The sequence below is a fragment of the Pseudomonas frederiksbergensis genome (assembly GCF_003732275.1).
GTDB lineage: Bacteria > Pseudomonadota > Gammaproteobacteria > Pseudomonadales > Pseudomonadaceae > Aquipseudomonas > Aquipseudomonas frederiksbergensis_H.
Map to the genome: position 1 here is coordinate 80,423 of NZ_MOBM01000021.1, position 20,263 is coordinate 100,685.

Sequence of the window (20,263 nt, forward strand, 5' to 3'; positions counted from 1 at the left end):
GGGGCCGGTTGCAGCACCGTAAATCCGGTAGATCTACACTTTACGGATGACGGTTGCGCACTAAACCCGCAAAATGCAACGATTCCGGCAATTATTGAGGACATCGCCTGTGGGCGCTGTCGATAAAGCCATCGTTCCAATCAGACTGGGCCTGCTGACTCTATGCGAATGCGCCTTATGTTACTGGGCGGCGGAAATGCCCTTGGGCAGGCGCTGATTCGCCTCGGTGCGGAGGAAGACATCGGTTTCCTCGCCCCCCGCCCCCCGCAAGACGGCTGGGACGCCGCGAGCCTGACGCAACTGCTCGACGATACCCGTCCGGATGCGTTGATCAATCTCGCCTACTACTTTGACTGGTTCCAGGCGGAAACCGTCAGCGAGCAGCGTCTGGCCGGGCAGGAGCGAGCCATCGAACGGCTGGCCGAGCTGTGCCAGCATCACAACATTGTGCTGCTGCAACCGTCGAGTTATCGCGTGTTCGATGGCTCCCGGGCAACCGCCTACAGCGAAAAAGACGAACCGGTACCGCTGGGCCTGCGTGGCCAGGCCTTGTGGCGAATCGAGCAAAGCGTGCGCGCCACCTGTCCGCAGCATGTGTTGCTGCGTTTCGGCTGGCTGCTCGATGACAGCCCCGACGGCACCCTCGGGCGATTCCTGGCCCGGGCCGAGAAAGCTGAAGAACTGCTGATGGCCGATGATCGTCGCGGCAATCCGACGCCGGTGGACGATGCCGCCCGGGTGATCATTTCGGTGCTCAAGCAACTCGATTGCTCCGCGCCGCTGTGGGGCACTTACCACTACGCCGGACATGAAGCGACCACGCCGCTGGCGCTGGGGCAGGCGATTCTTACCGAAGCACGCGCCTTACACCCGCTGGCCATCGAAGCGCCGACCGCCCAGGCTCATGCCGCGCGGCCCGACGCCGTCGAAGAACCGCAGCACGCGGTGCTGGCCTGCAAGAAAATTCTGCACACTTTCGGGATCAAGCCTCGCGCCTGGCGCGCGGCACTCCCGGGCTTACTGGATAGGTTTTATCGCCATGGCTGACAGCCCTGTTTTAATCACCGGCGGCGCCGGTTTCATCGGTTCGCATTTGACCGACGCCTTGCTTGCCAAAGGGCATTCGGTGCGTATTCTCGATGACCTCTCTACCGGCAAACGCAGCAACCTGCCGCTGGACAATCCCCTCGTCGAACTGATCGTGGGCGACGTCGCCGATGCCGCATTGGTGGCGCAGGCGATGGTCGGTTGCAGCGCTGTTGCGCACCTGGCCGCGGTGGCCTCGGTGCAGGCTTCGGTGGATGATCCGGTGAAGACTCACCAGAGCAATTTCATCGGCTCGCTGAATGTCTGCGAAGCCATGCGTCAGGCCGGTGTCAAACGGGTGCTGTACGCGTCCAGCGCAGCGGTCTACGGCAATAATGGCGAAGGTGAGTCGATTGATGAAGACACACCCAAGGCACCGTTGACGCCATACGCGGCGGACAAATTGGCGAGCGAGCATTACTTCGATTTCTATCGTCGCCAGCACGGTCTGGAGCCGGTGATTTTCCGCTTCTTCAACATCTTCGGCCCGCGCCAGGATCCATCCTCGCCGTATTCCGGGGTGATCAGTATTTTCAGCGAGCGCGCACAGAAAGGCTTGCCGATCACCGTGTTCGGCGATGGCGAGCAGACTCGGGATTTTGTCTATGTCGAGGATCTGGTGGACGTGTTGGTGCAAGCTATCGAGAAACCTCAGGTCGAAGTCGGCCCGGTGAATGTCGGCTGGAATCAGGCTACAACCCTCAAACAAATGCTGGCAGCCCTTGAAGCGGTGGTCGGCAAGCTGCCGCCCGTGAGCTACGGCCCGGCGCGTTCCGGTGATATCCGTCATTCACGAGCGAACAACCGACGTTTGCTGGAGCGTTTTACATACCCGGAGCAGACACCAATGAGTGTTGGCCTGGCGCGGTTGCTGGGTCACTGAAGTTTTACACAGCCATGAAAAAGGCGCCTTTAAGGCGCCTTTTTTGTGGCCGATGCAATACTCGTGGCGAGGGAGCTGCTCCCGTTCGACGGCGCAGCAGTCGCCATCATTATTGGGTCTGCTTCGCAGCCCAGCGGGAGCAAGCTCCCTCGCCACAAACGCCGGACAAGTGTTTCTTAGAACTTGTAACCCAAACCAACCATGTAAATGAACGGGTCCACATCAACGTCGACCTTGGCCCGGGTGCCCGGTGCGACGGCGTTGTTTTCCACGGTCGCGGTGGTGTCGATGTCGATGTAGCGCACCTGCGCGTTGATCATTACGTTGTCGGTCAGCATGTAGTCGGCACCGACCTGCCAGGCCAGCCCCCAGGAGTTATCCGCCTTGAAGTTGCTGAAGCCATTGGCGGCGGCTTCGCTGCCGACGTGTTCGTCGTAGATCCAGGTATAGTTGATGCCGCCGCCGATGTACGGCTGGAACGCGGACTTGGCGTCCAGCGGATAGTAGACCAGGCTCAGGGTTGGCGGCAGGTGTTTCAGGGTGCCGAGTTTGCCGTTGGCGGCGCCGAGGGCGGTGCCTTTGAGCTTCACGTCATGCTCGAACGGCGAGGCCGCCAGCAGTTCGATCCCCAGATTGTTGGTGATCATGTAGGCGAAGTTCAAACCCAGTTGCGTGTCGCTGCTCATGGTGGCCTTGCCACCCAGATCGGCGCCCTTCAGCGGGCCCTGATCGACCTTGACGCTGGAGCTGTCGGCTTCCGGGTTGACGGTGATCGCACCGGCCCGAACGATGATGTCACCGGCAGTGTGAGCATGGGCGAGCGGGGCGGCGAGCGCGAGGGCGAACAGCGAAGCGCAGAGCTTGGACTTGTGCATGGGGGCTCCAAAGGACGTTAAAAATGTTCGATGTCCAATGGTAGTGATCCAACTGATACGGTCTTTTGATTCAGCTCAATGAAACAGTGATGGGTTGGTTTCGATGGCCTCATCGCGAGCAGGCTCGCTCCCACAATAGATCGTGGTGTTTCATGATAGTTGCGTATCAACACCATCCCTTGTGGGAGCGAGCCTGCTCGCGATAGCTATCTGTCAGATCACACACAACCACCGGATTCACTCCGGCAATTCATACACATAAATCTTGTCCGCCTCCATCTGATACCCGGCATCCGCCAACTCGCTGGTGGACGCCTTTACCTGCAACGCACCTTCGATCCAGTACGGCTGATACAGCTCATCAAGCTTCACGCCGACTTCGCTTTTGACATGCACGATCTGGTTCGACGGTGGAGGCGGTACGTGGATGCAGGCGCCGAAATACGGCACCAGCAGAAACTCCGTAGTGCGGCCTTCTTCACTGACTTCCAGCGGCACGATGTACCCCGGTAAACGAATATTCTGGCCGTCGAGGCTCTTCACCACCGGCGCGTTCGGCATGTCCTGCTTGGCGGCCGGGGCCGATTCTGCGGACAACGCATCGCTCATCTTCGACAGGTCATGCAGCGGCGTCATGTTCGGCACTTCTGGCGCAGCATCCGGCGGGATCATTTCCGACCAGGTCAGGTCCTTCGGCTCGCCCGCCCACAACGGAAGGGCAACCAGCATCAATAGCGCAAGCACAGCGCGGGGCATCATTAATGTCCTCATAGTCGGATCGACAGGCCATCGGCCAAGGATTGGCGATAAGCGCGCCAGGCCGGCACGCTGCCCATCAGCAGCGCGGCGATCAGGATGCCACCGAGCAGCGTCCATTCATATTCACTCGGCCAGGCCAGCGGCAAGTACAAGCCATAATTCGCCTGCACGTAACCCTGAGCTGCGGCGATGCACACATACAGCAGCGCCACACCGGCAATCACTCCGGACAACGCCAGGGCAAAGGCTTCCAGCACCAGCAAAGTCGCGATGTGCCACGGCCGCGCGCCGACCGAGCGCAGAATCGCCATCTCGCGGCGCCGCTCGTTGAGGCTGGTGAGGATCGCCGTGAGCATGCCGATCAACCCGGTGAGCACCACGAACAGCGAGACGACGAACAAGGCTTTTTCCGCCGTGCTCATCAAACTCCACAGCTCCTGCAATGCCACACCCGGCAGGATCGCCAGCATCGGTTCGCCACGGAATTCGTTGATCTCCCGTTGCAGCGCAAACGTCGAAATCTTGCTGTTGAGGCCGAGCATGAACGCGGTGATCGCTTGCGGCGTCAGGTCCATGTTGCGCGCCTGGTCGGCACTGATCCGGCCGTTACCGCGTGCCGGCACGCCGTTGTGCCAGTCGATGTGGATGGCTTCCATTCCGCCGAGGCTGATGTGCAGCGTGCGGTCCACCGGGGTGCCGGTACGTTTGAGAATGCCGACCACGGTGAATGGTTTGTCGTCGTGTTTGACCAGGCTGATCACCGCCACGCCATGGGCCAACACCAGTTTGTCGCCGAGCTTGTAATGCAGCGCATCGGCCACTTCGGCGCCGAGCACCACTTCGAACGGATCGCTGGCGAAGGCGCGGCCGTCGGCGAGTTCGAGGTGTTGTTGATGGCCGTACTGGTAATGTTCGAAGTACGCCTCGGTGGTGCCCATCACCCGATATCCGCGATGGGAATCGCCGAGGGACATCGGGATCGCCCACTTCACTTTCGGGTTGTTAGCGAAATGTTCAAAGCTGTCCCAACGAATGTTGTTGGTGGCGTTGCCGATGCGGAACACCGAATACAACAGCAGGTTCACCGAACCGGAACGCGCGCCGACGATCAGGTCGGTGCCGCTGATGGTGCTGGCGAAACTGGCTTTGGCTTCGGTGCGCACCCGCTCCACCGCCAGCAGCAGGCAGACCGACAGGGCGATGGCGAATGCGGTGAGGATCGCGGTGAAGCGACGGTTAGCCAGACTGGCCATGGCTAGACGAAACAAATACATCTCAGACCTCGGACGGGGTGGCGGCGCGATTGAGATCGGCCAGCGACAGGTGGCGATCGAACAGCGGCGCGAGACTCTGGTCATGGCTGACAAACAACAGGCTCGACCCGGCTTCGCGGCATTCGGCGAACAGCAGGCGAATGAAGTTCTCGCGGGCGTCGTAATCCAGCGCCGACGTCGGTTCGTCGGCGATCACCAGTTCCGGCTGACCGATCAACGCGCGCGCTGCGGCGACTCGTTGCTGCTGGCCGATGGACAGCGAATCGGCGCGGCGGCTGAGCAGGTTTTGATCGGTCAAACCCAGGTGGGCGAGCAGGGTAGCTGCGGCCTGATCGACACTGCCGTGACGCTGTTTCGCCCGTTCGGCGCGCAGTTTGGAGAAGTGGCAGGGCAATTCGACGTTCTCGCGTACCGAGAGGAACGGCAGTAAGTTGAACTGCTGGAAGATGTAGCCGGTGTGATCGACGCGGAAGTGGTCGCGAGCGCCGGCAGAGAGCTCGGTCAGCTCCTGGCCGAGCAGGCGAATACTGCCGCGATCAGGCTTTTGCACGCCACCGAGCAGGCCCAGCAAAGTGGTCTTGCCGCTGCCGCTGGGGCCTTTGAGGAACAGGGTTTCACCTGGCATGAGGCGAAACGCCGGGATGTCCAGCAGCAGCGGATGACCGGGCCAGCTGAAGCCCAGGTCGGACAGTTCGATGAGTGCTTGGGTCATAGCGCCGATTTCATGGGTTTTGGGTACTTGTCTCAATGTCACACTCAACACAAACCCCCGGTGGGAGCGAGCCTGCTCGCGATGAGGCCGTCACCTTCAACATAGATGTCGACTGTTCGGCCGCTATCGCGAGCAGGCTCGCTCCCACAGGGGATCTTCGGTGAATTCAGAATTTCAGGGCGGCAGCCTTGGCTGTTACTTCAACCCCTTGCTGCCCGCTCGGGCTGATCAGTTGTACCTGAATCTTCTGGGTGGCCGGGAATGTGTTGAAGATATTAGCCAGGTCCAGGGTCTTCAGCGCGCCTGGTGCCGAGCAGCTGAATTGGTAATGGGCGTGGATTTCGCTGTGGTCATGGTGATGTTCGTGGCCGTCCTTGGCCGCCTCGTGATCATCTTCGTCATGGTCGTCGGCATCCGGTTTGTTACCGAACAGCGGGCTTTCCAGTTCCTGAGTCGCGACCACGCAACCGGCGGCTTTCGGCAGGTTGAACAGCACCAGCGGTTTTTCCAGCTGCGCGCGGACGGCGGCGACTTTGGCCTTGTCGGCGTCGGTGGTGGCGGCATGTTCGAAACCCACCAGGTTCATCGCCGGGCTTTCCAGTTCAAGCTCCAGAGTCTGGCCATCCAGCGCCGCGTTCAGGCGACCGACGCCATGTTCGTGGGCGCTGAGGCTGCCATGTTCATCATGATCGTGATCATGCTCGACCGCCGCATGGGCGACAGCCAGCGGCAACAAGGCAAACGGCAAAGCGAGCAGCAGACGGCGCATGGTGGGTCTCCGAAAAGTAAAATGAAAAATTTGTTATGTAATCTTATAACGAAAGTGCCGAGAGTTTGACCGTCTGCTTGGCGTTGCGCAAGACCCATGGGAGCATGCGAGTCAGGTATGTGCAGGAGCAGACTTATGTTGCGAATACGCGGAAGCATCGGCGACTGGCCGGTGGATTTGACGCTGGAGCTGGATGAAGGCGACTGGGCGCAGCTCGGGGCGCAGTTGCAGGCAGCAAAACCCGAGGCGAGTGCTGCGCCCGCCAAACCGGTGAATCAGGACGATGCGCTGTGGCAGATCGCCCAAGAGCTGCTGCGCAAGGCCGGGCAATTGAGCGGGCCGGATTTGCTGGAGCAGCTGGAAGGGCTGACCGGCAGCGCAGCGGCGGGCAAGCGCTTGTTGGTGCGCTTGCGCCACTGCGCAAACGTCAAAGTGGTGAGCGGCGGGGATACCCCGCTGTACAGCTGGCGCAAGCCAGCGTAGGAGCTGCCGAAGGCTGCGATCCCTTGATCTTGCTTCTACGCGCAGGAATGGCCGGAAGATCAAAAGATCGCAGCCTGCGGCAGCTCCTACACGGGATTTGTATTTCCCCTGTAGGCGCTGCCGAAAGCTGCGATCTTTTGATTTTAATAAAGCGCAGCAAACAACTTGCGACGGTACGTGGTCACCAGCGGGTGATCGTTGCCCAGCAGTTCGAACACCTGCAGCAAGGTCTTGTGCGGCAAGCCTTCGCTGTAGCTGCGATTGCGGATGAACAGTTTCAGTAAGGCATCCAGCGCCGCGTCGTATTGCTGACGGGCCAGTTGCTGGATCGCCAGTTGATAGACCGCTTCATCGTCCTGCGGATTTTTCGCCAGACGCGCTTTCAGGTCTGCCGCATCCGGCAAATCCCTGGCCTGACCGAGGAACTGGATCTGCGCCTTGGCGCCGGCCAGCGCGGCCTTGTGCTCATCGGTCTTGACCGCGTCGAGCACGATTTGCGCTTCACCCAACTCGCCGCGCTCAGTCAGGCAGCGGGCGTAGAGGATCAGCGCCTTGGCGTTGGTGTTGTCTTCAGCCAGCAGTACTTTGAGCGTGGCTTCGGCGTCGGCGTAACGGCCGTCATCGAACAGCGCCTGAGCCTGTTCGAACGGGTCGGCAGCAGCGGGTGGCGGCATTTGCACGTGGGGTTCGAGCATCGTGCGGACGGCGGATTCAGGTTGCGCACCGGCAAAACCGTCCACCGGCTGACCGTCCTTGAACAGCACCACAGTCGGCAGGCTGCGAATGCCGAAGCGCGCAACAATGTCCTGCTCGATGTCACAGTTGACCTTGGCCAACAGCAATTCGCCCTGGTAGCTCTCGGCGATGGTTTGCAGCATCGGCATCAAGGCCTTGCACGGCGCACACCATTCGGCCCAGAAATCCACCAGCACCGGTTTGTGAAAAGAGTTCTCGATCACCGACTGGTCGAAATCGGCAGTCGTGGCGTCGAAAATGTACGGCGTTTCCTGACTCATGGGGGATCTCGTAAAAGCGTGAATGTGGTCACTATAAGGCTTGGTGGGGGGTGGCTGAAAGCGGGGTGACAGTTAGTCTTCTGGTGTCTGATAAGCCGCCATCGCGAGCAGGCTCGCTCCGGGTCAAAGTCCTCCGTAAAATTTGTGCTCCCTACAAAACCACTGTGGGAGCGAGCCTGCTCGCGATGCTCTTAGCCACGCCGCGCGTGATAAAGACTCACATACCGAAACTCTTCAGGTTCGGCCAGATCCGGCAAGGTCATTGCCTCCAGCATTTCAATGCGCCGATACAACGGATGGCGAAAATCCCTCACCCGCGAATCCGCCACCAACGCTTCCCGGCCACGGTTGAGAAATTCGTCGAGCAACGGCAGGTTTGCCCGGTCGTACAACACATCGGCCACCAGAATCAGATCAAACCGATCGGCCTCGGCGAAAAAGTCCGTCGAGTAGCTGAGTTGCACGCCATTGAGTTCGGCATTCGCCCGACACGCGGCAATCGCCAGCGGGTCCAGGTCACAGGCCACCACTTCCAGGGCTCCGGCTTTCACCGCCGCAATCCCGGCTACCCCTGAGCCGGCGCCGAAATCCAGCACTCGTTTACCTTCGACCCAGTGCGGGTGCTCGGCGAGATAACGAGCCACGGCCAGCCCACTGGCCCAGCAGAAACTCCAGTACGGCGGCTCGTGGAGAATCCGCCGGGTTTCTTCCGGGCTGAAGGCACGGTCCATGTTGTCGCCGTCGATCAGCCAGAGTTTCAGCTCGGTGCCGGGTAACTCACAGGCTACAAGCTGTGCATCGCCGAGCAGTTCACCTAACGCCTGTTGCAGATCGAGCGGTGCAATCATGGCGCTTTGACGAATTGCAGCTGACCCAATGCCTGGGTGGTTGGCTGTGTGATCATTTGCGCCGGCAGATGCAGAATCAACTGCCCGGACTGGCTGGCGCGGCCGCGAAGCTCGACGCGGGCACCGGCCGGAAAGGACTCGGGGTTGAAGCGCAGGCGAAACGGCAACACTTGATTGGTACCGATCAGGTTGGAACTGGCGAGCAATAGTTGCGGACGATCCTTTTCGTCGATCACCAGCAACGCCAGTTCGACTTCGGCACCGGCCGGCACGCCCTGCAGGGTGCCGCTCAATTCACGTTGATAAGCCGGCAGGGGGCCGAGCTCGGCCGACGCCTTGGCTTTCTTCTGCGCCTGTTGCGGTGCAGGGCCGGGCGTTGGCGGCTGGGGCTTGGGCGCATCGCTGCCACAGGCCACCAACAGGCTGAAAAGACTGAGCAAAATGAGGGGTCGTAAAGACATTGGCGGCTCCAGCAAGCGAAATCCATATACAGCCAGTCTGTATACCGCAAACCCTATGGCTTGTCTTGCCACGGGGATGCGCTAACATGGCCCTCCCATTTTTTGTTGCCTGCCACCATGCACTGTCCCTTCTGCGGTGCCAACGACACCAAGGTCATCGACTCGCGTCTGGTCGCCGAGGGCGAACAGGTGCGCCGCCGGCGTGAATGCCTGGCCTGCGGCGAACGTTTCACGACATTTGAAACCGCTGAACTGGTGTTGCCGCGCCTGATCAAAACCGACGGCAGTCGCCAGCCGTTCGACGAAGAAAAACTCCGTGCCGGCATGCAGCGGGCGCTGGAGAAGCGCCCGGTGAGTGTCGAGCGCCTCGAATCGTCGCTGGTACACATCAAACACAAGCTGCGCGCTACCGGCGAACGTGAGGTCAAATCCCTCGTGGTCGGCGAACTGGTGATGGCCGAGCTGAAGAAGCTTGATGAAGTCGCCTATATCCGCTTCGCTTCGGTGTACCGACGCTTCCAGGACCTCAACGAGTTCCGCGAAGAGATCGATCGCCTCGCCCGTGAGCCGGTGAAAGAATGACCACACCTCCCGAACAAACCATCCTCGACGCGCATTACATGGCCCGGGCCCTGGAACTGGCGCGCAAAGGTCATTACACGACGCATCCCAACCCCCGTGTTGGCTGCGTGGTGGTGCGTGACGGGCAGATTGTCGGCGAAGGCTGGCATGTGCGCACCGGCGAACCGCACGCCGAAGTCCACGCCCTGCGCGCCGCTGGCGACAAGGCGCGGGGTGCCACGGCTTACGTGACCCTCGAACCTTGCAGCCACCACGGCCGTACGCCGCCTTGCGCCGATGCGCTGGTGAATGCCGGTGTGGTGCGCGTCGTTGCGGCGATGCAGGATCCGAACCCGGAAGTCGCCGGTCGTGGTCTGCAGCGCCTGGCCCAGGCCGGTATCGCCACTGAAAGCGGCGTGCTGGAAGGCGAGGCGCGCAAGCTCAATCAAGGCTTCCTCAAACGCATGGAACACGGCTTGCCGTTCGTGCGGGTCAAGTTGGCCATGAGCCTCGACGGTCGCACGGCGATGGAAAGCGGCGAGAGCCAGTGGATCACAGGTACAGCGGCGCGTTCGGCGGTACAGCGTTTGCGCGCCGAGGCCAGCGTGGTGCTGACCGGCGCCGACACGGTACTGGCGGACAATGCGCGCTTGACTGTACGTGCCGACGAGTTGGGTCTGGACGCTGAACAGACCGCCTTGGCCATGAGCCGTCCGCCGCTTCGCGTGCTGATCGACGGTCGCCTGCGGGTGCCGCTGAATGCACCGTTCTTCAAGGCCGGTCCGGCATTGGTCGCCACGTGTGTCGCGGTGGAAGAACAGTACGCCAACGGCCCGGAATGCCTGATCGTGCCGGGCGACGATGGCCAGGTCGATCTGCATCAGTTACTGGTCGAACTCGCCAACCGTGGCGTCAATGATGTGCTGGTCGAGGCCGGCCCGCGACTGGCTGGCGCGTTTGCCCAGCTCGGGCTGGTGGACGAATTCCAGATCTTCATCGCCGGCAAGTTTCTCGGCTCCTCGGCCCGCCCCCTACTGGACTGGCCACTGGCGCAGATGAAAGACGCGCCCGAGCTTAAAATCATCGATATTCGTGCGGTTGGCGATGACTGGCGAGTCACTGCCATCCCTGTGCCATCGGCGAGCGTATAATTCCCGGCCATTGCTCTAGCGCTGGCTCTGTTCTCGAGGAGGACTCCATGTTTACCGGCATCATCGAATCCATCGGCAGTATTCGCGCATTGACCCCAAAAGGCGGAGATGTGCGGGTTTACGTAGAAACCGGCAAGCTCGACCTGAGCGACGTCAAGCTGGGCGACAGCATTGCCGTCAATGGCGTGTGCCTGACGGCGGTTGAATTGCCGGGCAATGGCTTTGCGGCGGACGTCAGTCGCGAAACCCTCGACTGCACCGCAATGAATGACCTGAAAAGTGGCAGCCCGGTCAACCTGGAAAAAGCCCTGACCCCGACCACCCGTCTCGGCGGGCATCTGGTCAGCGGTCACGTCGATGGCGTGGGCGAAGTGGTTGCCCGCACCGAAAATGCCCGCGCCGTGGAATTTCGCATCCGTGCCCCGAAAGACCTGGCCAAGTACATCGCCCATAAAGGCTCGATCACCGTCGACGGCACCAGCCTGACCGTGAATGCGGTCGATGGCGCCGAGTTCTTGCTGACCATCATTCCGCACACCCTGAGCGAAACCATCATGGCGTCGTACCAGCCGGGTCGCCGGGTGAATCTGGAAGTCGACTTGCTGGCACGTTATCTGGAGCGCCTTTTGTTGGGCGATAAGGCCGCAGAGCCGACCTCAGGCAGCAGCACCATTACTGAAAGCTTTCTGGCCGCCAACGGCTACCTCAAATCCTGACCCAAGGGGGTGCCTTGTGGCGCTCAATAGCATCGAAGAACTGGTTGAAGACATCCGCCAAGGCAAGATGGTCATCCTCATGGATGACGAAGACCGCGAGAACGAAGGCGACCTGATCATGGCCGCCGAGTGCTGCCAGCCTGAACACATCAACTTCATGGCCAAGCACGCCCGTGGCCTGATCTGCATGCCGATGAGTCGCGAGCGCTGCGAACTGCTCAAGCTGCCGTTGATGGCGCCACGCAACGGTTCCGGTTTCGGCACCAAGTTCACTGTGTCCATCGAAGCCGCCGAAGGCGTGACCACCGGCATCTCCGCGGCCGACCGTGCGCGCACCGTGCAAGCCGCTGCCGCCAAAGACGCCAAGGCTGAAGACATCGTCAGCCCCGGCCACATCTTCCCGCTGATGGCCCAGGCCGGCGGTACGCTGGCCCGCGCCGGTCACACCGAAGCGGCCTGCGACCTGGCGCGCATGGCCGGTTTCGAGCCGAGCGGTGTGATCTGCGAAGTGATGAACGACGACGGCACCATGTCCCGTCGCGCCGAACTCGAAGCCTTTGCCGCCGAACACAACATCAAGATCGGCACCATCGCCGACCTGATTCACTACCGGATGATCCATGAACGTACCGTTCAGCGGATTGCCGAGCAGCCGCTGGACAGCGAATTGGGCCAGTTCAACCTGGTGACCTATCGTGATTCGGTGGAAGGCGATGTGCATATGGCCCTGACCCTGGGCACCGTGTGCGCCGAAGAGCCGACGCTGGTCCGGGTGCATAACATGGACCCGCTGCGTGACCTGCTGATGGTCAAGCAACCGGGCCGCTGGAGCCTGCGCGCCGCCATGGCTGCGGTTGCCGAGGCTGGCAGTGGCGTGGTGCTGTTGCTCGGTCACCCGCTCGATGGCGACGTGTTGCTGGCGCATATCCGCGAAACCGCGGATCACAGCGCAGTGAAAAAACCGACCACCTACAGCATCGTCGGTGCCGGTTCGCAGATCCTTCGCGACCTGGGTGTGCGCAAAATGCGTCTGATGAGTGCGCCGATGAAATTTAATGCGATATCCGGTTTCGATCTGGAAGTTGTAGAATACGTGCCCTCCGAATAATGACCGGCAATTTGCGGGCCTGTATTCGCGGTTAACACATCACTGAGGGGCGCGTAGAAAACGCGTCCCGGCTCTTTAAGAGATCTAACGAATGACCCTGAAGACCATCGAAGGTACCTTCATCGCCCCTAAAGGCCGCTACGCTTTGGTAGTGGGCCGTTTCAACAGCTTCGTCGTTGAAAGCCTGGTCAGCGGTGCAGTTGATGCCCTGGTTCGCCATGGCGTGAGCGAAAGCGACATCACCATCATCCGTGCGCCTGGCGCCTTCGAAATCCCGCTGGTTGCGCAGAAAGTGGCTCAGAAGGGCGAGTTCGCGGCAATCATCGCCCTGGGCGCAGTCATTCGTGGCGGTACTCCGCACTTCGAATACGTGGCGGGCGAATGCACCAAGGGCCTGGCCCAGGTGTCCATGGAGTTCGGCGTACCGGTCGCTTTCGGCGTACTGACCGTTGATTCCATCGAACAAGCCATCGAACGTTCCGGCACCAAGGCCGGTAACAAAGGTGCTGAAGCTGCCCTGTCCGCTCTGGAAATGGTCAGCCTGCTGGCGCAGTTGGAGGCCAAGTGATTAGCGACGATAGCGATCGTTTCAACCCGCGCGATCCAAAGCCTGCGGATGCCGGCAAGCCATCGAAAAGCGTCAAGCGTCGCGAAGCCCGTCAGCTCGCGACTCAGGCGCTGTACCAATGGCATATGGCCAAGCAATCGCTGAACGAGATCGAAGCGCAGTTTCGGGTCGATAACGATTTCAGCGATGTCGACGGCGCCTACTTCCGTGAAATCCTGCATGGGGTTCCGGCACAGAAGGACCGGATCGACGCCGCACTGGCGCCATGCCTGGACATCACCATCGAAGAGCTGGACCCGGTTGAACTGGCGGTTCTGCGCCTGTCCACCTGGGAGCTGCTCGAGCGCGTTGATGTGCCGTACCGCGTTGTGATCAACGAAGGTATCGAACTGGCCAAGGTCTTCGGTTCCACTGACGGCCACAAGTTCGTCAACGGCGTGCTCGACAAGCTGGCCCCGCGTCTGCGTGAAGCTGAAGTGAAGGCGTTCAAGCGCTGATCGGCGCTTGAAGCCAGTGTCCTGTCTCGCCGATGCGTTCCTTTTTTGGCGAGTGGCTGTTGTCGTCAGGCAAGGCGCCGCGACGAGTCATAGCGTGCTATGGCGAGGAGCAGCTACGCAGTATGGCGACAACAGACGCTGCCAAAAAAAAGAACAATATTGGTGAGACAGGGCACTAAGCTATGGGCGAGTTTGAGCTGATCCGCAATTTCTTCGCCGCCGCGCCTTGTGCGCAGGGCGGCGAAGGCGTTGCCCTCGGGATCGGCGACGACTGCGCCTTGCTGGCTGTTCCCCCCGGGGAGCAGTTGGCGATTTCCACCGACACGCTCGTGGCCGGCGTGCATTTCGCAGACCCTTGCGACCCGTTTCTGCTCGGCCAGCGTTCGCTGGCCGTGGCCGTCAGTGACCTGGCCGCCATGGGCGCCGCTCCCATTGCCTTTACCCTTGCCCTGACCTTGCCGACGGTGACCACCGATTGGCTGGAAGCCTTCGCCCGTGGTTTGAACCTCATGGCGCAAAATTGCGGTGTGGCGCTGGTGGGTGGCGATACCACCCGCGGGCCGTTGAGCCTGACCATGACCGTGTTCGGTCGGTTGCCGGCCGGTCTGGCGTTGACCCGCAGCGGCGCACAGCCGGGCGATTTGCTCTGCGTGGGCGGTGAGCTGGGTAACGGCGCGGGCGCATTGCCGCTGGTGCTCGGCCAGCGGATGGCTGACCCGGCCATCGCTGATCCGTTGCGGGCCCATTACTGGTCACCGCAACCGCAGCTGGGTCTGGGCATGGCGTTGCGCGGCAGAGCCACTGCGGCGTTGGATATCTCCGACGGCCTGCTCGCCGACTGTGGACACATTGCCCAGGCGTCGAACGTCAGGATTCAGGTAGAGCGCAGTAAGCTGCCGCTGTCGAAGGCGTTGCTGGCCTTCCTCGGTCAGTCTGGCGCTGAGCAAGCCGCCCTAAGTGGTGGAGACGACTACGTGCTGGCCTTCACCTTGCCGCCCGCCGAGTTGCCATCGTTGCTGGCGGACGGCTGGCCGATCCATGTGCTTGGGCAGGTGGTTGCAGGGCAGGGCGTGACACTGCTGGACGCCGACGGACACGACATCACCCCGCCAATCCGGGGCTATCAACATTTTCGGGAGACACCGTGACAGATCATCCCAAACAGGTCCCGGCGGAGTTCGTACCGCCGTCGGTCTGGCGCAATCCATGGCATTTTCTGGCGTTCGGCTTCGGCTCGGGCACCCTGCCAAAAGCGCCAGGCACCTGGGGTTCGTTAGTGGCGTTACCCTTCATTCCGTTGTGGCAGATGCTGCCCGATTGGGGCTACTGGCTGATGCTCGGCATCACCATGCTGTTCGGCTTCTGGCTGTGCGGCAAGGTCGCCGATGATTTGCGCGTGCATGACCACGAAGGCATCGTCTGGGACGAAATGGTCGGGATGTGGATCACCCTGTGGCTGGTACCGGAAGGTTGGTATTGGTTGCTGGCGGGGTTCTTGATGTTCCGTTTCTTCGACATCCTCAAGCCCTGGCCGATTCACTGGATCGACCGACATGTGCATGGTGGCGTCGGGATCATGCTCGACGACGTACTGGCAGGCGTATTTGCGTGGTTGGCGATGCAAGGGCTGGTGTGGTTTTTCGTCTGAGGCGTCAAGTGAGAGAATTGGGGATGGCGCGACGCGGGTTGCTGCTGATGGTTTTCACGGTGTTTTGCTCGCTCGCCCAAGCGGGGGATGCACCGACGCCGCCGTCCGTGATTCACCTCGCCAGCGAAGCCTGGGAAGACTTTACCGCCGCCGATGGCCATGGTTTGGGCTGGGACGTGTTACGCGAAGTGTTCGAGCCGGCGGGCGTCAAACTGGATATTCGAACCGAACCGTATACACGCGCCACGGGCCTTGCTCAGCGCGGCGAAGTGGATGCTTGTGTCGGTGCCTATCGGGATGAAGTCAGCGACGTGCTCTATCCGCGCTGGAGTTTCGATACCGATCCGATCTATGCACTGGGTCTGGCCAGCAATCCGGTGCCGACCTTGCAAACCCTGGGCAACTATCGATTGGCCTGGGTGCGCGGCTACAAGTACCAGGCTTATCTGCCCAATGTGCAGCGCTATAACGAAGTCGTACGGCGCACGGGAATTGTGTCGATGCTGACCCACAATCGCGCCGACTACTACATCGACGCGCTGACCGAAGTCGATTACATCGTTAATCAAGCCAAGGACCCGTCGCAGTTTCGCCGCACGCACATCGCGGACCTGCCACTGTACCTGTGCTTCGCCGATACACTTCGGGCCCGCACGTTGATGGCGCTGTTCGATCAGCGCATGGAAGTGCTGGTAAAAAACGGCCGGCTGAAACCGATCTTCGCAAAGTGGAAACAGCCGTACCCGTTCGGCACAGACTGAACATAGTCAATGTGGGAGCGGGCTTGCTCGCGAAAGCGGTATATCAGGCTACTCATTTGTTGAATGTGAGTCCGCTTTCGCGAGCAAGCCCGCTCCCACAGGGTTGTTGGCTTGGCCTCTTGATCAAACATTTTGATCGTTATGCCCCATAATTCAGCCTAAGCGTCTGCAGGAACGTGCTGTTACAATGCCGCCTCTGCGAATCTTCAGTACATATAGATCAGGAGCACACCGGTGCCTGTCGTTTTTGTCGCCGCTTCCAAGCTGCCAACGCCTTTTGCGCAATTCACCATGCATGGCTTTCTCGATGAAGAGAACGGGCGCGAGCACGTAGTACTGAGCCTGGGTGAATTCGCCGACGGTGCTCCGGTACTCGGCCGGTTGCACTCCGAATGCCTGACCGGCGATGCCTTGTTCAGCCAGCGTTGCGACTGCGGTTCGCAACTCGAGGCAGCCTTGCAGGCTATCGCCCGTGAAGGCCGTGGCGTGTTGCTCTACCTGCGTCAGGAAGGTCGCGGCATTGGCCTGTTGAACAAGATCCGCGCCTATGAATTGCAGGATGGCGGCGCCGACACCGTTGAAGCCAACGAGCGTCTGGGTTTCGCCGCCGATCAGCGCGACTACGCCATGTGCCTGCCGATGCTGGAGCACCTGGGCGTGAAGTCCTTGCGTCTGATGACCAACAACCCACGCAAGGTCAAAGCCTTGACCGACATGGGCATCGTGGTTGCCGAGCGCGTGCCGTTGCACACCGGGCACAACCCGCATAACAAACTCTACCTGGCGACCAAGGCCAGCAAGCTCGACCACATGATGGGCAACGAGCATCAGGGCGAGGCTGACCGGGCGTGACCCGCGGTCAGGTACGGCGGCGACTGTCAGTCAACTGGTGGCAGTATCTGGCGCTGGCCTTGCTGCCGCTGTTCGTGATCAATGGCATATTCGGCCAGAGCGAGGCGATTCTGCCGGTGCTGGCCATGCCATTGTTCATCGCCGGTGTGGCCTCGATGTTTGTCAGCCTGAAGTTCTTTGGCGGCTACAAGCACGCGCTGATCGCTACCCAGAAAGCCCTCGACACCCCTGAAGAACCCGCCGCCTGGATTGCTTTGGCCGCGAAACGCCGCGCCGCGTTTCTGGTCGCCGGCCTGCCCGCCTGGATTGGTGCGCTGGCGGTATTCGTTGGGCTTGAAGCTGTGCCGCTGGTGCTGCTGGCGCTGTCGACCACAGTGCTGTTCTACCTCTATCGTATCCCGCGTCAACTCGGCTGATGCACAGCGTCTGGCTGGCGGTGTTGCTGCTGGCCGTCAGCGGTTCGGCGTCTGCGGTCGAGCGGGTTGTCAGCCTGGCACCGTCGCTTTCTGAAATCGTCGTTGAGCTGAACTCGGCTGACCTTCTGGTCGGTGTGCTGGATGCCGGCGAACGTCCCGCTGAACTCAAAGATATTCCTTCCGTGGGGAGCTACGGCCAGTTGGACATGGAACGACTGCTCAGCCTCAAACCCGATCTGTTGCTGCTTTGGCCGGGCAGTGTGGGGCCGGCCCAGCGTGAGCAGCTCAAACGGCTGAACATTCCCACCTTTGTCGCCGAACCTCACAACCTCGAACAACTTACCGCCCAGATTGAAGTGATCGCTGCGCAACTCGGCAGAGCGGAGCGTGGCGTTTCATTGGCCGAAAATCTGCGTCAACGACTCGATTCCCTGCGCCAACGCTATCGACGGGATGAACCGCTGCGGGTGTTTTATCAAGTCTGGGATCGGCCGCTGTACACCGTGGGTGGCGGGCAGATCATCAGCGATGCGCTGCAGGTGTGCGGAGCGCACAATGTATTTGCCGACCTGACGCAGCCTGCTCCGCAGGTCAGTGTGGAGGCGGTGCTGCAGCGCAATCCCGAGGTGATTCTGGCCAGTGATCAGGCGCAACTCGATGCGTGGAAGAGCTGGCCCCAAGTGACGGCGGTGGCACAGGGGCAATTGCTGTTGGTGACGGATAAGGGACTGGAGCGGCCGAGCGGGCAGATGATCGAAGCGACTGCCAAGTTGTGCCAAATTATCGCGCCCGACCATTAAGACCGAGGCGCGGCCATCGCGAGCAGGCTCGCTCCCACATTGGATCTGTGTCTGAACACGGTCCAGTGTGGGAGCGAGCCTGCTCGCGATAGGGCCGGGCGAAACACCACTAATCTGTGGCTATAGCTCTGGCGTCCAGGTCACCCCGAACATCCACGCCCGGCCTTCCTCGCGATACCCATACTGACTGCCGTCATGGCTATACAACGCCCGGCTGTAGCCCTTGTCCAGCAGGTTATCGACCTTCAATTCCAGCTTGATCTCGCGATTCAGCGCCCAACTGCTGCGCAACCCCAACAACGCATATCCGCCCAACGGCTGCTGGTTGTTCTCGTCGTCATAACTGCTGCTCACCGCTTGCCAACTGGCCCCGAGGCCGAGCTGATCAAATTGCCGATCAAGGTCCAGGCTCAAGGTCCGACGGGCGCGGCGGGCGAGGGTGTGGCCGCTGTCGCGATCCCGTGGATCGATGATCGCCACGCCGAGGTTGCTCTGCCAGCCGAACAGCTCTTGTTTCAACGCCGCTTCAAAACCGTTGATCCGCGCCGAAGCGACGTTCGCCGGGCGGTTGTTGCTGCCGAAAATAATCGCGTCTTCCAGATCGGTGCGGTACAGCGAGGCTTCCAGGCGACTGCTCTGTGTCATCTGGCTGCGCCATTGCAGCTCATAACTTTTCGAGGTCTCGGGTTTCAGGTCCGGGTTGCTGAAATCCGGGTAGTACAAGTCGTTGAAGGTCGGCGCGCGGAAGCCTTCGCTGTAGGTCAATAGCACATCGTTGTCCGGGTTCAGCGGCAGGGTGAACGTGCCGCTCCAGCTGTTCTGGCTGCCGAACTGCTGGTTCTGGTCTCGACGCAGGCCCAGTTCGGTAGAGAAGCTGTCGGCCTGATAGCGATGCTGGATAAACGCTGCACGGTTCCAGCGGCTGTCTTCGTCGAACGCTGTGCTGCTATTGATCCGGTCTTCGTACCAGTCGCCGCCGAGGATCAGGCTGTTGCGCTCATCGAGGGTCAGGTCGTTCTGCCAGTTCACCGAATCGCGGTAAGTGTTGAACACGCTGCGCTCGTCGCTGAGCTTGTCGAGCGTCTTCTCACGGTTTTCGCTGTGGCCGAACTCGACGCGGGTTTTCCATCGGTCATTGATCCGCGCGTCGACATAACTGCTGACGCTGCTCACAGAGAACTCGCTGTAGGGCTGCTGCTGGACCGATTCGAAGGTGTTCATGTCGAAGCGACCGAACGGGTTGTCGAACGCACTTTTGCCCTGGTTGTCCAGCAGATTGGCGCCGACTTCGATGTCATCGGTGAGGGCGTGGCTCAGGCTTAAGCTGACCGATTTATTGCGGTATTCATCGTGATCATCATCACTGGGATAGGACTGGTGGGTGCGATTGATGCCTGCCGTTTCGTCGAGGCTGGCACCGAGGTTGAAGTGGGTCTGCGCGTTACCGCCGGATAATCCGAGGCTGCGCTCCCAGGTCTGGTTGCTGCCAACCCCAACGTGCATACGGGGTTGCAGGCCCTGTTCAGCGCCACGGCGGGTGAAGATCTGGATCACCCCGCCAATCGCATCGCTGCCGTAAATCACTGAACGCGAACCACGCAACACCTCCACGCGCTCGACCTGTTCGATGTTGATGTGTTGCAGGTTGCTGTCGCCGGAGGTCGAGTTGCCGATGCGCTGGCCGTCGACCAGCACCAGACTTTGCGCCGACTTGGTACCACGAATGTAGACCCCCGGCAGGCTGCCGCGCCCACCGGTTTGCCCGACCTGTACGCCCGGTACGCGGCGCAGCAGATCCGGGACACTGCTCGGTTGCAGACGGTCGATGTCTTCGCGGGTGAACACCGTGTTGGCAGCGCTGCTGTCGTTGCGCGCTTCGACCTGACGGTTGGCGCTGATCAGCACGTCCGGCAGTTTCAGGGCCTGGTCGCGTTCGAAGGTGTCGGCCAAGAGTTGGCCGGCCGGCAGGAGGGTCAGCGCCAGGGCGAGGCGGGGGAGTTTCATGGGCAGTCCGTTGAC

At 60.9% G+C, this 20,263-nt stretch carries 24 protein-coding genes; 15 read left to right on the top strand and 9 right to left on the bottom strand.

All coding sequences use genetic code 11. The features are described from left to right. Positions 1-162: 162 nt before the first annotated feature. Both BK662_RS17255 and pgnE read left to right on the top strand, forming a co-directional pair. A complete protein-coding gene (locus BK662_RS17255; RefSeq protein WP_123359054.1) occupies positions 163-1,047 on the top strand; it encodes a sugar nucleotide-binding protein in 885 nt (294 codons plus the stop codon). Continuing rightward, entirely contained in the window at positions 1,040-1,969 is a 930-nt protein-coding gene (gene pgnE, locus BK662_RS17260) for a UDP-N-acetylglucosamine epimerase PgnE (RefSeq protein ID WP_123359055.1), read from the top strand. The genes BK662_RS17255 and pgnE overlap by 8 nt, the downstream gene beginning before the upstream one ends. Before the next feature lie 176 nt (positions 1,970-2,145). Here the strand turns inward: pgnE and BK662_RS17270 are convergent, their stop codons facing one another. The 5 genes from BK662_RS17270 to BK662_RS17290 all read right to left on the bottom strand — a co-directional run bounded on the left by BK662_RS17270 (position 2,146) and on the right by BK662_RS17290 (position 6,358). Beyond that, positions 2,146-2,844: an OmpW/AlkL family protein gene (locus BK662_RS17270; RefSeq protein WP_123359056.1), complete on the bottom strand. Its 699-nt coding sequence runs from the start codon at positions 2,842-2,844 to the stop codon at positions 2,146-2,148. Positions 2,845-3,081: 237 nt separating this feature from the next. Continuing rightward, complete coding sequence (locus BK662_RS17275) at positions 3,082-3,600, bottom strand: DUF3299 domain-containing protein (protein WP_123359150.1); 519 nt, start codon at positions 3,598-3,600, stop codon at positions 3,082-3,084. 11 nt (positions 3,601-3,611) lie between these two features. Beyond that, positions 3,612-4,877, bottom strand: a complete 1,266-nt coding sequence (locus BK662_RS17280; protein WP_123359057.1) for an ABC transporter permease — start codon at positions 4,875-4,877, stop codon at positions 3,612-3,614. A 1-nt stretch (position 4,878) separates the two neighbouring features. Further along, positions 4,879-5,589, bottom strand: a complete 711-nt coding sequence (locus tag BK662_RS17285; RefSeq protein ID WP_123359058.1) for an ABC transporter ATP-binding protein — start codon at positions 5,587-5,589, stop codon at positions 4,879-4,881. 166 nt (positions 5,590-5,755) lie between these two features. Beyond that, positions 5,756-6,358, bottom strand: a complete 603-nt coding sequence (locus BK662_RS17290; protein WP_123359059.1) for a DUF2796 domain-containing protein — start codon at positions 6,356-6,358, stop codon at positions 5,756-5,758. 135 nt (positions 6,359-6,493) lie between these two features. Here BK662_RS17290 and BK662_RS17295 point away from each other — a divergent pair, with 135 nt between their 5' ends. Beyond that, complete coding sequence (locus BK662_RS17295) at positions 6,494-6,841, top strand: hypothetical protein (protein WP_050681906.1); 348 nt, start codon at positions 6,494-6,496, stop codon at positions 6,839-6,841. A gap of 143 nt (positions 6,842-6,984) precedes the next feature. Here the strand turns inward: BK662_RS17295 and trxA are convergent, their stop codons facing one another. The 3 genes from trxA to BK662_RS17310 all read right to left on the bottom strand — a co-directional run bounded on the left by trxA (position 6,985) and on the right by BK662_RS17310 (position 9,166). Then, complete coding sequence (trxA, locus tag BK662_RS17300) at positions 6,985-7,857, bottom strand: thioredoxin (RefSeq protein ID WP_007906841.1); 873 nt, start codon at positions 7,855-7,857, stop codon at positions 6,985-6,987. A gap of 191 nt (positions 7,858-8,048) precedes the next feature. Beyond that, entirely contained in the window at positions 8,049-8,705 is a 657-nt protein-coding gene (locus tag BK662_RS17305; protein WP_123359060.1) for a class I SAM-dependent methyltransferase, read from the bottom strand. After that, positions 8,702-9,166 carry a YbaY family lipoprotein gene (locus tag BK662_RS17310; RefSeq protein ID WP_123359061.1) on the bottom strand — a complete coding sequence of 155 codons (465 nt, stop codon included), beginning with the start codon at positions 9,164-9,166 and terminating at the stop codon, positions 8,702-8,704. Before BK662_RS17310 ends, BK662_RS17305 begins: the two co-directional genes overlap by 4 nt. A gap of 117 nt (positions 9,167-9,283) precedes the next feature. Here BK662_RS17310 and nrdR point away from each other — a divergent pair, with 117 nt between their 5' ends. The 12 genes from nrdR (at position 9,284) to BK662_RS17375 (ending at position 18,244) form a co-directional block, all read left to right on the top strand. Continuing rightward, on the top strand, positions 9,284-9,748 hold the full coding sequence (nrdR, locus tag BK662_RS17315; protein WP_007906838.1) for a transcriptional regulator NrdR: 465 nt from the start codon (positions 9,284-9,286) through the stop codon (positions 9,746-9,748). Continuing rightward, on the top strand, positions 9,745-10,878 hold the full coding sequence (ribD, locus tag BK662_RS17320) for a bifunctional diaminohydroxyphosphoribosylaminopyrimidine deaminase/5-amino-6-(5-phosphoribosylamino)uracil reductase RibD (RefSeq protein WP_123359063.1): 1,134 nt from the start codon (positions 9,745-9,747) through the stop codon (positions 10,876-10,878). Before nrdR ends, ribD begins: the two co-directional genes overlap by 4 nt. 47 nt (positions 10,879-10,925) lie before the next feature. Then, positions 10,926-11,594 (top strand): riboflavin synthase, encoded by a 669-nt coding sequence (locus tag BK662_RS17325; protein ID WP_123359064.1) that lies wholly within the window; start codon positions 10,926-10,928, stop codon positions 11,592-11,594. Between the two features lie 16 nt (positions 11,595-11,610). Continuing rightward, complete coding sequence (gene ribBA / locus BK662_RS17330) at positions 11,611-12,702, top strand: bifunctional 3,4-dihydroxy-2-butanone-4-phosphate synthase/GTP cyclohydrolase II (RefSeq protein ID WP_007906834.1); 1,092 nt, start codon at positions 11,611-11,613, stop codon at positions 12,700-12,702. Between the two features lie 91 nt (positions 12,703-12,793). Further along, positions 12,794-13,270: a 6,7-dimethyl-8-ribityllumazine synthase gene (gene ribH / locus BK662_RS17335; protein ID WP_003228649.1), complete on the top strand. Its 477-nt coding sequence runs from the start codon at positions 12,794-12,796 to the stop codon at positions 13,268-13,270. Continuing rightward, a complete protein-coding gene (gene nusB / locus BK662_RS17340) occupies positions 13,267-13,767 on the top strand; it encodes a transcription antitermination factor NusB (protein ID WP_038981348.1) in 501 nt (166 codons plus the stop codon). The genes ribH and nusB overlap by 4 nt, the downstream gene beginning before the upstream one ends. A gap of 182 nt (positions 13,768-13,949) precedes the next feature. After that, positions 13,950-14,915, top strand: coding sequence for a thiamine-phosphate kinase (gene thiL / locus BK662_RS17350; protein ID WP_123359065.1), 966 nt, complete (start codon positions 13,950-13,952; stop codon positions 14,913-14,915). Beyond that, entirely contained in the window at positions 14,912-15,415 is a 504-nt protein-coding gene (locus BK662_RS17355; protein WP_008073949.1) for a phosphatidylglycerophosphatase A family protein, read from the top strand. The genes thiL and BK662_RS17355 overlap by 4 nt, the downstream gene beginning before the upstream one ends. Positions 15,416-15,438: 23 nt before the next feature. After that, positions 15,439-16,176 (top strand): substrate-binding periplasmic protein, encoded by a 738-nt coding sequence (locus BK662_RS17360; RefSeq protein ID WP_123359066.1) that lies wholly within the window; start codon positions 15,439-15,441, stop codon positions 16,174-16,176. A 234-nt stretch (positions 16,177-16,410) separates the two neighbouring features. After that, a complete protein-coding gene (gene ribA, locus BK662_RS17365) occupies positions 16,411-17,028 on the top strand; it encodes a GTP cyclohydrolase II (RefSeq protein ID WP_027924335.1) in 618 nt (205 codons plus the stop codon). Next, entirely contained in the window at positions 17,025-17,444 is a 420-nt protein-coding gene (locus BK662_RS17370; protein WP_123359067.1) for an MFS transporter, read from the top strand. The genes ribA and BK662_RS17370 overlap by 4 nt, the downstream gene beginning before the upstream one ends. Further along, positions 17,444-18,244 (top strand): cobalamin-binding protein, encoded by an 801-nt coding sequence (locus BK662_RS17375; RefSeq protein ID WP_123359068.1) that lies wholly within the window; start codon positions 17,444-17,446, stop codon positions 18,242-18,244. The genes BK662_RS17370 and BK662_RS17375 overlap by 1 nt, the downstream gene beginning before the upstream one ends. A gap of 120 nt (positions 18,245-18,364) precedes the next feature. On the opposite strand, the gene BK662_RS17380 is transcribed toward BK662_RS17375, so the two are convergent. Continuing rightward, complete coding sequence (locus BK662_RS17380) at positions 18,365-20,248, bottom strand: TonB-dependent receptor domain-containing protein (protein ID WP_123359069.1); 1,884 nt, start codon at positions 20,246-20,248, stop codon at positions 18,365-18,367. Positions 20,249-20,263: the final 15 nt, after the last annotated feature.

Coding starts and splice junctions, on each gene's coding strand:
- BK662_RS17255 (WP_123359054.1), top strand. CDS start 163: ATGCGAATGCGCCTTATGTTACTGGGCGGCGGAAATGCCCTTGGGCAG.
- pgnE (WP_123359055.1), top strand. CDS start 1,040: ATGGCTGACAGCCCTGTTTTAATCACCGGCGGCGCCGGTTTCATCGGT.
- BK662_RS17270 (WP_123359056.1), bottom strand. CDS start 2,844: ATGCACAAGTCCAAGCTCTGCGCTTCGCTGTTCGCCCTCGCGCTCGCC.
- BK662_RS17275 (WP_123359150.1), bottom strand. CDS start 3,600: ATGCCCCGCGCTGTGCTTGCGCTATTGATGCTGGTTGCCCTTCCGTTG.
- BK662_RS17280 (WP_123359057.1), bottom strand. CDS start 4,877: ATGTATTTGTTTCGTCTAGCCATGGCCAGTCTGGCTAACCGTCGCTTC.
- BK662_RS17285 (WP_123359058.1), bottom strand. CDS start 5,589: ATGACCCAAGCACTCATCGAACTGTCCGACCTGGGCTTCAGCTGGCCC.
- BK662_RS17290 (WP_123359059.1), bottom strand. CDS start 6,358: ATGCGCCGTCTGCTGCTCGCTTTGCCGTTTGCCTTGTTGCCGCTGGCT.
- BK662_RS17295 (WP_050681906.1), top strand. CDS start 6,494: ATGTTGCGAATACGCGGAAGCATCGGCGACTGGCCGGTGGATTTGACG.
- trxA (WP_007906841.1), bottom strand. CDS start 7,857: ATGAGTCAGGAAACGCCGTACATTTTCGACGCCACGACTGCCGATTTC.
- BK662_RS17305 (WP_123359060.1), bottom strand. CDS start 8,705: ATGATTGCACCGCTCGATCTGCAACAGGCGTTAGGTGAACTGCTCGGC.
- BK662_RS17310 (WP_123359061.1), bottom strand. CDS start 9,166: ATGTCTTTACGACCCCTCATTTTGCTCAGTCTTTTCAGCCTGTTGGTG.
- nrdR (WP_007906838.1), top strand. CDS start 9,284: ATGCACTGTCCCTTCTGCGGTGCCAACGACACCAAGGTCATCGACTCG.
- ribD (WP_123359063.1), top strand. CDS start 9,745: ATGACCACACCTCCCGAACAAACCATCCTCGACGCGCATTACATGGCC.
- BK662_RS17325 (WP_123359064.1), top strand. CDS start 10,926: ATGTTTACCGGCATCATCGAATCCATCGGCAGTATTCGCGCATTGACC.
- ribH (WP_003228649.1), top strand. CDS start 12,794: ATGACCCTGAAGACCATCGAAGGTACCTTCATCGCCCCTAAAGGCCGC.
- thiL (WP_123359065.1), top strand. CDS start 13,950: ATGGGCGAGTTTGAGCTGATCCGCAATTTCTTCGCCGCCGCGCCTTGT.
- BK662_RS17360 (WP_123359066.1), top strand. CDS start 15,439: ATGGCGCGACGCGGGTTGCTGCTGATGGTTTTCACGGTGTTTTGCTCG.
- BK662_RS17375 (WP_123359068.1), top strand. CDS start 17,444: ATGCACAGCGTCTGGCTGGCGGTGTTGCTGCTGGCCGTCAGCGGTTCG.
- BK662_RS17380 (WP_123359069.1), bottom strand. CDS start 20,248: ATGAAACTCCCCCGCCTCGCCCTGGCGCTGACCCTCCTGCCGGCCGGC.